At 48.0% G+C, this 13,365-nt stretch carries 13 protein-coding genes; 2 read left to right on the forward strand and 11 right to left on the reverse strand.

The window, feature by feature from the left end:
• Nucleotides 1-130: 130 nt before the first annotated feature.
• The 5 genes from GZ78_RS08465 to GZ78_RS29390 form a co-directional block, all read right to left on the reverse strand.
• A complete protein-coding gene (locus tag GZ78_RS08465; protein ID WP_034834734.1) occupies nt 131-1,345 on the reverse strand; it encodes a type II toxin-antitoxin system HipA family toxin in 1,215 nt (404 codons plus the stop codon).
• Entirely contained in the window at nt 1,345-1,581 is a 237-nt protein-coding gene (locus GZ78_RS08470; protein WP_034834737.1) for a helix-turn-helix transcriptional regulator, read from the reverse strand. The genes GZ78_RS08465 and GZ78_RS08470 overlap by 1 nt, the downstream gene beginning before the upstream one ends.
• 166 nt (nt 1,582-1,747) lie before the next feature.
• Nucleotides 1,748-3,076 carry an ATP-binding protein gene (locus tag GZ78_RS08475; protein ID WP_034834738.1) on the reverse strand — a complete coding sequence of 443 codons (1,329 nt, stop codon included), beginning with the start codon at nt 3,074-3,076 and terminating at the stop codon, nt 1,748-1,750.
• Between the two features lie 171 nt (nt 3,077-3,247).
• On the reverse strand, nt 3,248-5,017 hold the full coding sequence (locus tag GZ78_RS08480) for a VWA domain-containing protein (protein WP_161787342.1): 1,770 nt from the start codon (nt 5,015-5,017) through the stop codon (nt 3,248-3,250).
• A gap of 110 nt (nt 5,018-5,127) precedes the next feature.
• The gene (locus GZ78_RS29390) at nt 5,128-5,325 is read right to left on the reverse strand and encodes a hypothetical protein (protein ID WP_236631512.1); all 198 of its coding nucleotides are present in this window, start codon (nt 5,323-5,325) and stop codon (nt 5,128-5,130) included.
• An 84-nt stretch (nt 5,326-5,409) separates the two neighbouring features.
• Between GZ78_RS29390 and GZ78_RS08485 the strand changes: the two genes are divergently transcribed.
• Entirely contained in the window at nt 5,410-6,540 is a 1,131-nt protein-coding gene (locus tag GZ78_RS08485) for a TraG/VirB4 family ATPase (RefSeq protein ID WP_161787344.1), read from the forward strand.
• On the opposite strand, the gene GZ78_RS08490 is transcribed toward GZ78_RS08485, so the two are convergent.
• From GZ78_RS08490 to GZ78_RS27295, 5 genes are all read right to left on the reverse strand, one after another.
• A complete protein-coding gene (locus GZ78_RS08490) occupies nt 6,531-7,430 on the reverse strand; it encodes a protein kinase domain-containing protein (RefSeq protein ID WP_081869741.1) in 900 nt (299 codons plus the stop codon). The genes GZ78_RS08485 and GZ78_RS08490 overlap by 10 nt on opposite strands.
• Nucleotides 7,431-7,445: 15 nt before the next feature.
• Nucleotides 7,446-8,411, reverse strand: coding sequence for a DUF3150 domain-containing protein (locus GZ78_RS08495; RefSeq protein ID WP_051785962.1), 966 nt, complete (start codon nt 8,409-8,411; stop codon nt 7,446-7,448).
• Nucleotides 8,408-9,412 carry an AAA family ATPase gene (locus GZ78_RS08500; RefSeq protein WP_051785963.1) on the reverse strand — a complete coding sequence of 335 codons (1,005 nt, stop codon included), beginning with the start codon at nt 9,410-9,412 and terminating at the stop codon, nt 8,408-8,410. Before GZ78_RS08500 ends, GZ78_RS08495 begins: the two co-directional genes overlap by 4 nt.
• Before the next feature lie 96 nt (nt 9,413-9,508).
• The gene (locus GZ78_RS08505) at nt 9,509-10,543 is read right to left on the reverse strand and encodes a lambda-exonuclease family protein (protein WP_051785964.1); all 1,035 of its coding nucleotides are present in this window, start codon (nt 10,541-10,543) and stop codon (nt 9,509-9,511) included.
• 11 nt (nt 10,544-10,554) lie between these two features.
• Nucleotides 10,555-11,550 carry a recombinase RecT gene (locus GZ78_RS27295; RefSeq protein WP_051785965.1) on the reverse strand — a complete coding sequence of 332 codons (996 nt, stop codon included), beginning with the start codon at nt 11,548-11,550 and terminating at the stop codon, nt 10,555-10,557.
• A gap of 573 nt (nt 11,551-12,123) precedes the next feature.
• Between GZ78_RS27295 and GZ78_RS08515 the strand changes: the two genes are divergently transcribed.
• On the forward strand, nt 12,124-12,309 hold the full coding sequence (locus tag GZ78_RS08515) for a hypothetical protein (RefSeq protein ID WP_034834742.1): 186 nt from the start codon (nt 12,124-12,126) through the stop codon (nt 12,307-12,309).
• On the opposite strand, the gene GZ78_RS08520 is transcribed toward GZ78_RS08515, so the two are convergent.
• Complete coding sequence (locus tag GZ78_RS08520) at nt 12,286-13,302, reverse strand: integrase domain-containing protein (RefSeq protein WP_051785966.1); 1,017 nt, start codon at nt 13,300-13,302, stop codon at nt 12,286-12,288. The two genes, GZ78_RS08515 and GZ78_RS08520, sit on opposite strands and share 24 nt — an antisense overlap.
• Nucleotides 13,303-13,365 lie beyond the last annotated feature (63 nt).

Consider the following 13,365-nt stretch of genomic DNA (forward strand, 5'->3'; position numbering starts at 1 on the left):
CTTCCGGAGTTGCAGTGATCGGGGCGGCGGTTATCGGAAGGGTCTGCTGGGCTTCACACCGTACCAGACAGGCTCAATGAAGGTTGTCCTGTCGCCCCTCAAGACCGGCTAGCCGCCCTATCAAATTGCCTCAGGCTGAATTGAGTGTTTGCATCAACAGTTCTGAAAGTTTATCACCAATATCCCGAAACCCTGCATGCTTATCTGAAAGCTCTGTAACAAGAGGCAGTGTTGCCTGTGCCGCCTGTTCAACCTCTTCAACGATACGGTTGATATCCTTGGTGCTCAGACCGCATTGCATTCTGGCGAACTTCTGCAGCATTTTCCATTTTGGCCAGCGTTTTGAGCCACCGAGTGTTAGTGCCATAGTATCATTTGGAATATAGGGTGTGGTACTGACCACATCAAACACGGGAGCCAATGATCGGTTGACCGCAGGTATTACCCCAGATTGATGGCCCTCAAGGTGATCATACAAAACACCAATATTCTTTAGATGAGCATCCCCATTACGAACCAGAACATTGACTAACAACAGTTTGAAAAAATCCGCCAATGCCCTGCCCTGTAATTCAGGAGAAACAAATTGTTTAATGGTGCGTACGCAGGATTCAACACTGGCGTCGTACTTTTCCCGCGTTGTTCTTCCCTGAAGTACACAGAAATCCTCAAACCCTAACGGTGTCCCATCTGGCGTAAGATCGAATCGCCGGGTGATCAGTAGACGCCCATTGTCACTGATATAAAAAGGTGCCACATTCAAACCCGCCTTCTGGCACAGAGTGAGACAAATATATTCATTACAAGCGAGTTCAGGAAATTCATTGCCCCAGCTTTTAACAATGTAGGAGTGCGAAGGAAAAGTCATCCGGTCAAACGCATCTTTGGATTCTGCTGCGTCCACCAGAACTTTCGGCTGCACACCAGCCACTGCTGACCGCAGGGCAAAACGGCTAAGCAGATGATCAAACAACTGTGCATCGTCACTTTCCAGTAATGACTGTAAGTCGAGTGCGGCGTCACTATGCTCCGGCATGGGCTGACCGGACAATGTATAGCCAAGTCGCCCAATATGGTTTTGACCGAGAATAGCTAGCATGGACAGATCATCACTGCCGTATTGCTTGGCAGTGTACCGTTCTATCGTCTCACGGAGATGCCCTTCCGGAAGGTTCATTTGAAAAACCGGGTGCAAATCTCCGTAGTTGTAACTTTCAATTCGCATCGGCATGGTCAGGGATAAGGCTTCATTCGCTCCCTGATTATAAGTAAAAACATGCTTTGAACCACTTCGGGTCAGACGGCCGGTAAATGCCTGTACGGTATAAACATCGATATCAGCCATTATTTCATCCCTTTCAGTTCATCCAGGTCAGGAAGGCCATAGGGTTTAACGGATAAGGTAAGCCCCAGCACTTCGAGGATTCGCTGAACCTTCCTGATGCCAATATCAGAGTAGTCATCCCTTTCAAGCGCTCCGATGGTGGTTCTGTCCAGACCTGACAGCTGCGCCAGCTGTTGCTGACTCCATTTTTTCTGTTTGCGGTGAGTGCGGATTAGCTCGCCAAGTTTTTCTAGCATGGTCACACTGTTAATAAATGATGTTTATATTCATCATTGTAGCATGTTAGTCATCTATATGATGAATATACGCATCATTTATAACTGATGTTTTTCTGCAAGAAGAGCATTTATCTCAACGGTTAAGTCACAGGTAGGTGCCTAATGCTCCTGCTGAAGGATTTAATCAAAACCAATCTGCCAGATCGTCCAGAGAAAAGCCCCTGTACTCAATATCATATCCCTTCAGTTGCTGCACCAGCTTGGTGGCTTTTTCCTGTAAATGCGTTTTGCGGATATTTTTCGGGTTACGCTTGATTTCAGCAATCAGGACTTTTTTATCCAGTTCATTGACCGCGACAAGATCAATTTCATTCTGGTTCCCTCTCTCCCAGTAACTGCCGACGATATTGTACTCACCGGTTTCCGCAATGACTTCCCTGACGATTTCTTCCAGCCAGTGACCACTCCAGGTCGGGTAGTCACGCTCAATGACTTTATGGATAAACGGGAAGTTTCCAATCTCTACGGCGCTACGGTGCTTATAAATAAAGCGAAACCAAAAGGCCAGGAAAGCATCGGCAATGCGATATTTAACCAACCGGGTTCCCGGTATAGACAACACGGGTCGGTTTCTGCTGATGATATCAAATTCATTTTCCAGACGATCAAGCTGTGGCCCCACGGAAATACCCAGCAAAGATTCTATTTCAGGTCGGCTCTTACTCCCGGAAGCAATAGCCGCCAGTATGGAAAAATAGGTACCATGTTCAGGTCCGAACTCTTCGGCCAGACGATAATGCCCTTCCTCAATGACCAGGCTGTGTTCGTTAATCAGCTGCGACCAGAGGTCGGATGCAGGGTCAATGTTAAACAGCCACTCCAGATATTTAGGAACACCGCCACTGAGCATGTACCACTGCAGAAGTTTTTCAGGCGTAAACTCCTGCCGGTCATTCAGCATCTGGGCGATATAGCGGCAACGCAACGGCTGAAGGTTGATGCGATGATCGGCTCGACCAAACAAGGGCTCTCGTCCATCCTGAAACAACCGGGTCATAAGGCTGTATAAAGAGCCACAACAGATCAGGTGCATACGACTCTGTTGTCTGTACCGATCCCATAAATCCTGAAGTTCGGAAAAAAACGCTCGATTAACCCGTTGAATATCCTGAAACTCGTCCAATATGACGGTAACCGGCGTCGTGATGCTGAACTGCAACAGGATTTCCATGACTTCCCGAAGACGTGCAGGCTGACCAAATATGGGAATATTTAAAACCGTTCTGATCTGTTCGACAAACTCCTCACACAGCAATGACTCCTGTTTTCTGGATACAAACAGATAGATAGAAGCTGCAGCCGCAGTGTTCTGAGGAAAGGTTTTATTTAACAGCGCGGTTTTACCGACCCGGCGCCTTCCTACTACAGTCGTCAGGTGGGCCGTTCCTTTAGAGGCTTGTTCACTCCACTCCCGGAGCTGTTCAAGCTCGTCTTCTCGGTTATATAATCTCATGACAAGTTACCGTAGTAATTATTACAGTAACTATATCATACTTTATTTGTTTATACGGAGAGTATAAAACATAGCTGTATATACATACAGCTATAGCGGTGCAGCCAGATCTGCACTGATAAAAAGCGCCACCCTAATGCTTCAGAGCATGAGTGGGTGGCGTTTTCAGTTTCAGCAAAGCAACCAGTCTCTGGTCAAACGGAAGAGTCTATTTTTCAATTCACCTAATTGCTCAATCATTAGACTTTTTTTTTGAAACAGCTCCTCCGGCAGCTGAATATTGATCCCAAGCCCCACAACATCTATTCCAGAACATCTACAGCGCTTAACCAGATCAACCACCGCATCATGGTGATCGATATCAGGTGCGCCATCAGTAATCATCAGAATCAGGCGCCTCTCGGCGTTTGACTGACAAATCTGATGCACTGTATGCCACAATCCTGAGGCCATGGGTGTTGAATCATGGCTATCCAAAGCAGAGAGTATTTCTGCAACTCCCAGGTCAGCCTCCTTGCCTGAAGCTATGGGATAAACCCGCTCAGCTACAGTACCCGGATAGGCGGAAGCAGTCACACTCACACCTTTGATAGGTTTCAATGCCATGATCAGAGCCAGAACCGCCTCCCTTGCCAGTGGCATCCTTGAAGCCATCGAAGCCGAAATATCGAGAGAAATATGAACGGTCGCATTAATTTCTATGGATTCAGAGCGTCGTTTGAAAAGACGACCATCATCCAGAGCTATTCTGTGCAATCGTTTACCTTCTATTCGAATACCTCGCTTGCCGATGCGATCTCTGGTTAAGGTTTTGGCCTGAACCAGGCCGGTAAGCTGTGCGGCTAATTGTGCTGATTCTGACTTTACCTTCCAGAGCAAATCCTTTGCGGCTTCCCTGTCTTCACCACTGATAACAACTTCATCAACCATGGGTGTCGTTGTTACCGCTGAAAAGCCTGCTGATTGCCCACTACTCCAAGATTCAAGCTCTCCTGCCACGGACTCAAACAGGTCTTCAGGCCAATCAAAATCTGACGACTCCAGAATTTGTTTCAGGCTGTCCTTCTGAGAAAGCGGGTCTTCAGCCTTTTCTGAAGCATCTCCGTTTTCAGAAACAGTCTGGTTATCACTGCCAGACAAATTCTCAGGATTTTCGCCTTTCCCTTCCACAGAATCAGATTCCAGACCATCACCTGACACAGAATCTGATTTATCCTCCTGATCCTGTGTTTCACAATGCTGAGAATGGGATTCCTGATCTCCTGACGAATTCTCTGTTTTGTCAGCACCTTCCTCACCTGAATCTTCGCTTTCAGAGTTTTCATTGCTGAGATTCTGAAATAACGCAATGATCTGGTCAGCCAGATTCAGAGTTTCTTTCGTGCTTTTCAGATCAGGCACCTTGTCCAAAAGTCCATGAAGCAAATCCAGTAACTGCCTTGGAAAACAATCTTTCATCACTTCACGGGCTTTCACTGCTTCCTGCTCCAACGCCTTCTGTCCTAACACCTCAAATCGCAGGATGGCCAATAAAGAGTCGTTTAGCACCTTCACAGGTGGATCACTCTTTTTTGGCGCACCTAAACGACCTTCAGCCACTAACTGCCTGACGACTTCCGCAAGAGAAAAAGCAGCACCGGGATATTCCTGACTGATTGCTTTTTCAATGCGAATGTCTTCGAGTAAGTTAGTGAGCCTGCGCCGTAAAGCAGACCCCTCATAGTCCAGATAAAAATCCGTGTAACGCACATGAGCCGCTTCGTGACACAAAAAGCCCCAGCAAAGAGCTTCCTGCTCTCGCCGTTGCGGGTCAAAGGCTGGAATCCAAATACACTCGCCATCAGTGCATGCCTTACGGCCAGAAACCTCAACCCGAACGCCCATTTTCCTACCCAATGCACTGCCAACGATGGGTAATGCACGCTGTAAAACAGGAGCCATATCCAAACACCTCGCACTCTCTATATGAAAGAAGAAAGAAAAAAGGGACATAGCTCCTGCCCGAGCGGGCACTATGTCCCGCTTGAGATGACTGGCTTACACCAGCCGGTTTAGAAGTAAAAAGTGGCCGTAGAAGCCGTTTCCTCCGGCACTACCACCTGTTGCTCAATAACAGGTTCTTCCTGAATCTCTGCATTATTTACCACTGACGGCTGAGGTTGAGCTAACTCCTGATTCTGCACCATCACAGGTTCAAGAGCCGTCAAACCTTCCGCACAACGCTCCATCTGTTCAACCGAACAGAGCAATAAAACCCGCTCCAGCCGCTGTTTGATGATTGGTCAGGGCATCAGGAAGCGTTGCTGAATATGGTGTCCCGCCGGGGACAACTGATGAACCTATCGCTGTTTGAATCCAATAGTAACTACAACGCTATTATCGCTGCCACTTCCGGAGCGGGAAAAACTGTTCTGGTCAATGAGATTATCAGCAATATTCTGATTCGTGGTGGTCAATGCTGGGCACTGGATATTGGCGAGGGTTATAAGAAACTTTGCCAGCATTTTGATGGACTGTTTCTGGATTTTGATCAGGGCAGTGAAATTGGTATGAATCCTTTTGCACTGGTTCATGACTATGAAGAGGAAGGTGATATTCTGCTGGCGCTGATTATTGCTATGGTTTCGCCGCGAGAGCCATTAACGCCCTACCAGGAAGCCAGTTTACGGGAGCAGATTCGAGAACTTTGGGAAAGTGAAGGTACCGGCAGCTCCATTGACCTATTACAGGAGCGATTACAGCGACATCCGGATGAACGAATCACTGACCTTGCCGTGCAACTTAGTGCCTTCACTTCAAAAGGCGAATACGGTCGTTTTTTCTGTGGTGACAATACGCTCGATATTAATCAGTCATTTACAGTACTTGAGTTACGGCATCTGGACAGCCGCAAACACCTTCAGCGAGTTGTGATTCTGGAGCTGATCTACCTGATCCAACAGATCATGTACTTTGGGGATGTCAGCCGAAGGAAGCTGGTCGTGATTGATGAAGCTTGGAACCTGATGCGGGACACTCAGGGAGCAGCCCTGTTTATAGAACATGGATTCCGTCGTTTTCGACGATTTAATGGAGCCAACCTCATGGCCGCACAGCGGATCGAAGATTTCTATGAAACTGCTGCCGGGCGGGCTGCAATGGATAACAGCGCCACTCAGTTTCTACTCAAGCAACAGCTGTCCACCATTAATGAACTGGAAAAGCAGCAACGGTTACCTTTATCACCTGAAGGCTACAAACTGCTGAAAACCGTTCATACGGTGGAAGGCAAATATTCAGAAGCACTGGTGCTCACTGAACAGGGATCTGGAATTGGTCGTTTGATTCTCAACCCATTCAAAAAACTGCTCTACTCCAGTCATCCCGAAGATGAGAGTGCAATCCGAACTTATCGATCACAGGGATTTTCCCTGAGCGATGCCATTATGCAGGTACTGAAAGATAGAGGCAGCCATCAGGTTTGACTGGCTGAAAGCTCAAGTCTTACATCTTCTGGTATATCCGAAAAGGCTTCATGCTTTAAGAGTTCATTTGCCTTAGGCTTTTTCCTAGCAGCTTCTTTTTCAAAAATTCGATTCTCCTCTGCTAGACATGCAGCATTGGCTTTTGCCAGCTTTTCTGAAAAATTCTGAATACTTGTAATATCAGGTGATCGTAGCCAAACATCTACGTTGTTTTTTTCCAAAGCCTTAGCTTCATCCACTGGCATTTCTGCTGCTTTAATCGACTCCAGCAATGATTGACTAGAAGAACTCAATTCAACATTTGCTGATATGGCCTCAAGAGCATTGAAAACAGTGACTAATATTCTATCGTTGGGCTTTGAGTCCCATTCTGCTCGCTCAAGCGCACTGATTTTAATTCGACCTTCTGGTGCGACATACAAAAAGTCAACTGCTTTGGCTTCACTGTGGTTTAAACCCAATGTGTCCAAAGCCTGAACCGCTTCGAGCATCTGTTTTGCCAATACCCGGAATGTATAATCGTCTTTAATAGTCCTGAAGCTTTCATTTCTGTGTTTCAGATCCCCATCAGCCCATTGAGTGACTAAGATGCCTGTTGAGCCCAAATCATAAGCTTCCCGGAGCTGAATGATTTCCGGACGTCCTTGTGACAAAGCAAGGTGCTTTACATCATGGGGGTACTGAAGCAATCCATACTCTCTGGATTTATCAACGACTTTGATTGCCCACTGAGTCTTGTCTCTTAAATCTACTGCACGATAGATCGACGAGTACAGACCACTATCTACATATTCTTTGACTTGATAGTTCTCAAAAAAATGACTTTGATGTGCAAGTTTTTCATCACAGCGATACACATAGCGAACCTTTAATGCATCGTGAAAATCCACGTCCTATGGACGTGGTCATGAATGGTTGGCTCCGCCTNCCTGTTGCTCAATAACAGGTTCTTCCTGAATCTCTGCATTATTTACCACTGACGGCTGAGGTTGAGCTAACTCCTGATTCTGCACCATCACAGGTTCAAGAGCCGTCAAACCTTCCGCACAACGCTCCATCTGTTCAACCGAACACAGCAGTAAAACCCGCTCCATCAGCTGAGTCAGCACTTCGCCTTCTAACGCTCCGTTATTCGGCAGTTGTGATAACCCGGCATCTAGCCGTTGAACTATGGGAGAAATTCCGGGATCAACAAACGCTAAACCGTGAAGTTTATCCCTGAGCCGAAGAATCGGATTCAGGGCTTTCCGGGTGACTTTGCTTTTCCCTCTGAAGGTTTGCTCAAACAATGTTTGGGCATCCCGACTGATTTCTTCCCGCAGTGTGCCACCCAACTGGTTTACCTGTTGATTTAGATTCTCCGGCTGGGGTGACGCCACTACTTTGTAAGTCGTGTATCCGAAGTGGAAACGCTGACCTACATCCTGAGCATCCGGTACGGCACTTCTTATGGCTTCAGCAAAATCAGGATGTGCGCTAACCCATTCCTGAATATGCTGGTCGTAGCCTGTCAGAAACGCTTGTTTTTCCAGATTAAAGTCCTGCTGCACCTGATCTAGTTTCAGGCTTAAACCTGACACATAATGATCGGGCACGGCATAACCACCCAGAAATCGCACACCTTCTCTGCCACAGAGCCGACACGCCTGATCCCTCAAACGATGAAACGGCTTCAGCACTTCCCGTTTACACAGCTTTTTGCTTCCCAGCGACACCACTTCATCAGACGGCAGTTGCCCACCTTTGCCTAAAACCAAATCCTCTGGTTTCAGGCGACGTGCGCCTGACCAGATAGAGCAGTCCAGAGCAATCACAGACATCTGATCCAGCACTTTGGTTACAGCAGCCTGCTTTCCAAAAGAGTCTGTCATGAGTCCACTCCTGAAGACCAAAGTTCGCCAAAAACATCATGTCCGATTCGATGAATAGCTTGCCGCTCAGCCGGTTCCACTCTGGCAGTCAAAGCTTGTTCCAAAGCGTATTCAAACACTCTGGGCGCCCCCTGAAACCGAAGTGATAACCTTGCCCAACGCACAAGCCCACGAGTAGACAGGGTGACACTGAGTTGCGACTCGCCTTCCCCGGCTCTACCATCAGTGTCACCAGTAAACAGACGACGAACCTCGTTTGAGAGTTTCACCATCTTTTCCCTGACAACCACCGGTAGGTCTGGCACTACCTGATTCAGAATCATCATCTCAGTGAGTTCATCAGGATAATCAACCGCGATAACCCTGAATCGATCCAACCAAGCCAACGATTGTCTTAATACCCCCTGATACAAACCACTGCCATCCCCTGCCCCTGCACTGTTACCCGTGGCAACAAACCGGAACCGGGGATGCACCGGAATGATTTCTCCGCCGTTCTGCGCCAATACGAGAGGCGCACCGTCCAGCAGATCATACAATCCAGCAAGTTCGGCGGGGTCCGCCACATCCATCTCATCCAATATCAGAATATGACCATCTTTTACCGCAATACTGAGAGCGCCATACTGGAAGGGAGTTGATCCCTTATCCAATACTTTCTGTCCCAGCAAATCGTCCAACTCCAACCTTCCATGTACGGGCACCATCTGCACAGGCCAGTGCAACCTTGCAGCAGCTTGGGAAACCAGACTGGTTTTCCCACATCCTGTCGAACCACACAAAAACAGGCCGTCACCTTCCGGATTATCCAGAAACGCCAGCAACTTCCGCAGCCGGTCTCTGTCAAACACATAAGGCTGAACAGCCGGTACAGCGGGATGCCCGCACTCCTTATAACCTTCAAGCAGGATCAGTTGATTGGTATCCAGATCAAAGGTTTCATTCAGCTCATAAAACACCGGTTGCAAACCAGCTGGCTCAGACTGAACATCAGTTTCCATCGTTAATATCCTGCACTCTCTTAAAACAAAAAAAGGGCAGAAATTCCCCCCGACTGGGGAAAACAACTGCCCCACCCGGGTTAATGAAATATTGATTCAGAAATAGAAGCTTTGGTTACTGACTGTTGGGTTTAACACCAACAGTTCATTCCCAGTCACTTCGAATTCCGGTTCTCTCTCGTCCACTCTTTTATCGAGCAAGGTTACTCTCACCAGCTCCCTTGCCTTGCGGTGAAAAGAGTCAAGATCAGGCAACGCCAGCTGGTGCTGCTTGCACAATGCTTCCAGCGCTTTCTGATAATCTATGGAACCGCTGCACTCACTGCAGCAGATTCGTAAACCATCAGACTCAGCTACCCGGAAAGTTCCCATCAACTTCTTCAATTCCTGTTGCAGTAGCTTCTGTTGATACTTTCCGCTATCCAGTTCCTCTTTCAACTCATCCAAGCGACACTGACGACGGCGATAGACCGTTGCCATCTTGTGCCATTGCGCCTGTTCAGACAGGCCTTGTGGCACAAATACATCCAGATTCGGATCTTTCTCCGGCTCATCACCTTCTTCCACAAGCTGCCAGAAAGCTTCTGCTTCCTGCCGCAACTGTTGAATCAGATGCTCATCTCTGTTGATACAGGCCGGAAGAATCGGCATACCTTTGCGGTAAAAGCACAACCAAGCCCTTGGAGCATCAGCGATAAGCATTTGAAACTGTACTTGAGCAAATGCTCGTCGATAGCCTTCTGACTGATCCTTCAAAGCCTTCACTTCCTGATAGACCTTTTCGGACGGAGATTTCAGCTCTACCGGGATACCGTCTTTGGTAATGCCATCAAAGCTCGCTCGTAGCTTCAGATTCTGTTCCCACTCACCACAAACAGGCAAGAGAGGTGCATCACCCAACGCTTCCTCCATCCGAATCCTTGCATCGTCTTCATCCTCAATTCCTCGTTGAACATGAGGGTTTGAAGATAAATCCGGCTCCTTCAGAATCCCTGATTTCTCTGCCCAAAGCTGCCACCGTGATTTATAAGGCGACTGCCCAAGAATCACAGCCGCATCACTGGCTGTAACACCACAACGACGCCAGTCTTGCCACGCCTTTGACCGCTGCTCAAGATTGACTTGCTTCATCACAACTCACCTTAAGCAGCCGGTGCTGCGGATGCTGCTTGCGCTTCATCCAGCCGGAACAAGCAGTAATTCAGAGCATTACCATCTTCCTTAAACCGTTCCTGGGCAAAACCCTGAGCGGCAGTAAATGCTCCTGTTCCCTTAGCTCGATCCACAATCTGACCAATAAAGGAAAGAACCTGTGGTTCAAGATCACTGGGATCAGGCACTTCATCACCCGCAATATCCTTCGCTGGCAATAACTCTCCTGCTATCTCAGCCAACGCACTATCCAGAACATCTGGTTCAGACGACACAGGCTCAGCTATCTCCTTTTTCTCTCGCTCCTTCACCTCATTACTGGCTGCTTCTGCCAGCTTGGATTCATATTCCCGCAGATCAGGCACTGGCTCACCCATCTGGGTTTCCAGCAACCTTTCCGCTTCATCTGGTTCAAATAATCCGCTGAGGCCATAGGCAATCCGAATCGCCTGAATCTGGGACTTGTGCCTTAACATACGTTTAGGACAAGTCTGCCAAGGGCCAGGGAACTTCTTGCCATTCTTGATCACCGCAGGTCGGTACAGCTCATCCAGGTACTCCCGCACCCGAATCGCATGCTCCCGATCCTTTCTATAGACGACGCATTCCATCCAGGGATGACAGGCTTTCATATCCTCATCAAACTGAACCAGTTCTTCAGGGTAATGAAACTCCATACCATCGCTTTCGGGATACGCATTCATAATCCTTGTCCACCCGTCGACAGATATCACAGGCAGCACACCGCCTCTGCGATCACTTAGACCATATATCTGCCGTATAAATGGATTCAGACCATAACTGTCAGCCACTGACAACAGAGACAGCATCTGCTCCCGTGTAGGAACACTGCCGTTCTGCTGCCGAAACGCAGTCTGCGCCAACGTATTCAGCAACTCATCTTCACGAAACCCATAACGCTCCGCAAAACGAGCCACCAGATCGTTGGCACCGCCACCATCATTAACAACACAAGAGTGATTCATAAGAAGCTCTCTTACTTTCCTGAAAAGAAAACGCAAGACAGAACTTCCCTACATGACAGAGAGATTCTGCCATGCAGAAGGGCGCAGAATTTCAGACAGGCAAAACCAGTCGCAAAACCCATACGTCGCTTGAAAAGTCACCAAAGTGACTGGAATGACAAGGCAGCGGATAAACCGTTGCTTTAATTGAAAATCAGCTTTCGCTGCGAACCTTCAAGACTGTTATCGCAAGATACAGACCGTTCAGTTCATCTCCGGATTCTCTCGCAACATCACGAGACGCTCATAGCATTCAAACTATGAAGGAAACCACACTGCTACGAGCATCTGATCCGCCGGGTCAGCCGACACTCTAACCTCTGTGGTTTCATAACCTGTTAATCAATAACGTCACGGACTTCTCTCATACAAGAGAAAGTCTATTCCCGATTAGCAGGTATCAAGGAACTTTCACTATAGGACAAAGAATCTGATTTTACTCAGCAAAAATCGAACTATTCCTGTAGGAAATGATCTGTAATACAGATATAAACGACCTGTGATAAACTGATATTTAATATAAAGGAGAGCATCATGGCTAAATCCAAACGAAAACGCCCCGCTTCAGCAGTGCTGAAACTTATGAGTATCCCCATGTTCAGGCAGCGTAAGGTGGAACTGAAAACCCGCTACAAGCGCAAGGACAAACACAACGGTAAGTCTGATTCCAGGCTGTACCAGAAAGCACTGAATGAGTCAGTGTTTTCTCGTGCGGCTTGAGTCAGCCCCCTTCCCTTTACGGCTCCCTAAATACGCTGACACAACCTCCACCCTATTATGCCCAAGTAGCGCAGCAATTTTCTGTCTTGCCTCCAGATCCCTGCTTTTATCGACGACAAAATCACCCGCTATCACTGGCGCAGGTTTTCCCGTCAGCCGCTGGTATTGCTCACATGCATAAGCCGCCCTCAGGTCATGACGGTGCTTCAGTCCGTACTGTTTGAGTACTGAGCCACTGCTTTCTCTTACCTTTGCCAGAAAATCCGGCAGCCGTTTCCCCGCAGGAATCAAATTATTGGTTGTCCCCTGAAGCTTGGCAGCCTGAGTTAAAGCCAGCAGCGCAGTATCCGTGACAGGTACCCATCGTTCAGCCCGAGATGGGCTGGTTGCAGTCCGCTTACCCCTCCCGCCCTTGGTGCCAAGCTCAATATCAATACTGCCACTCTCCTTGTATTGCTGAAGAGCTTTCTGGCAATCCAGTAATGCCGCTTCTTTAGAACGAAGCCCCAGCTCACGACATAAGCCCAATATGGCTGCTATACGATCATGGCCTTTCATGATCAAGTCCGCTTGCACCTGCGCCAGTTTTTCACGGCTCAGCTCGGGCGCTTCTGTTCTGACCTTATGTCGATTGGCCTGTAGTGCTTCTGCCGGTTTAATGCTGATATCACCGTTCCCACGCAATGCCCTTAACACCACATTGCACGCCGATAACCGGTTTTGTGCCGTTGCCACAGACAACGACTGACCTTCACCATTCAGACGTGCACGCAGATACTCGGCATAATGCCGGAGTGTATGGTTGTTGATTTCGTGGGCTTCCTTAATCCCCATGCATTTTGCCCAGAGACAAAATTGTTTCCAACGGTCTGAGTGGGTTGCCACCGTATGAAACTGACCGGGCATAGCCACCTTCAGAGCATTGTGTCCGGCATAGGACAAACCACGACCATAGCCAAAATTACAATCATTATGAGTCAGAAATTGAGACATAACTCTCCCCTTCCATCCAGAACTGGCACTTATGTCGAAAAATCAGAAAACGACGGAAATCTG

This window comes from Endozoicomonas numazuensis (assembly GCF_000722635.1).
GTDB classification, from domain to species: Bacteria; Pseudomonadota; Gammaproteobacteria; order Pseudomonadales; family Endozoicomonadaceae; genus Endozoicomonas_A; species Endozoicomonas_A numazuensis.

Coding starts and splice junctions, on each gene's coding strand:
- GZ78_RS08465 (WP_034834734.1), bottom strand. CDS start 1,345: ATGGCTGATATCGATGTTTATACCGTACAGGCATTTACCGGCCGTCTG.
- GZ78_RS08470 (WP_034834737.1), bottom strand. CDS start 1,581: ATGCTAGAAAAACTTGGCGAGCTAATCCGCACTCACCGCAAACAGAAA.
- GZ78_RS08475 (WP_034834738.1), bottom strand. CDS start 3,076: ATGAGATTATATAACCGAGAAGACGAGCTTGAACAGCTCCGGGAGTGG.
- GZ78_RS08480 (WP_161787342.1), bottom strand. CDS start 5,017: ATGGCTCCTGTTTTACAGCGTGCATTACCCATCGTTGGCAGTGCATTG.
- GZ78_RS08485 (WP_161787344.1), top strand. CDS start 5,410: ATGAACCTATCGCTGTTTGAATCCAATAGTAACTACAACGCTATTATC.
- GZ78_RS08500 (WP_051785963.1), bottom strand. CDS start 9,412: ATGGAAACTGATGTTCAGTCTGAGCCAGCTGGTTTGCAACCGGTGTTT.
- GZ78_RS08505 (WP_051785964.1), bottom strand. CDS start 10,543: ATGAAGCAAGTCAATCTTGAGCAGCGGTCAAAGGCGTGGCAAGACTGG.
- GZ78_RS27295 (WP_051785965.1), bottom strand. CDS start 11,550: ATGAATCACTCTTGTGTTGTTAATGATGGTGGCGGTGCCAACGATCTG.
- GZ78_RS08515 (WP_034834742.1), top strand. CDS start 12,124: ATGGCTAAATCCAAACGAAAACGCCCCGCTTCAGCAGTGCTGAAACTT.
- GZ78_RS08520 (WP_051785966.1), bottom strand. CDS start 13,302: ATGTCTCAATTTCTGACTCATAATGATTGTAATTTTGGCTATGGTCGT.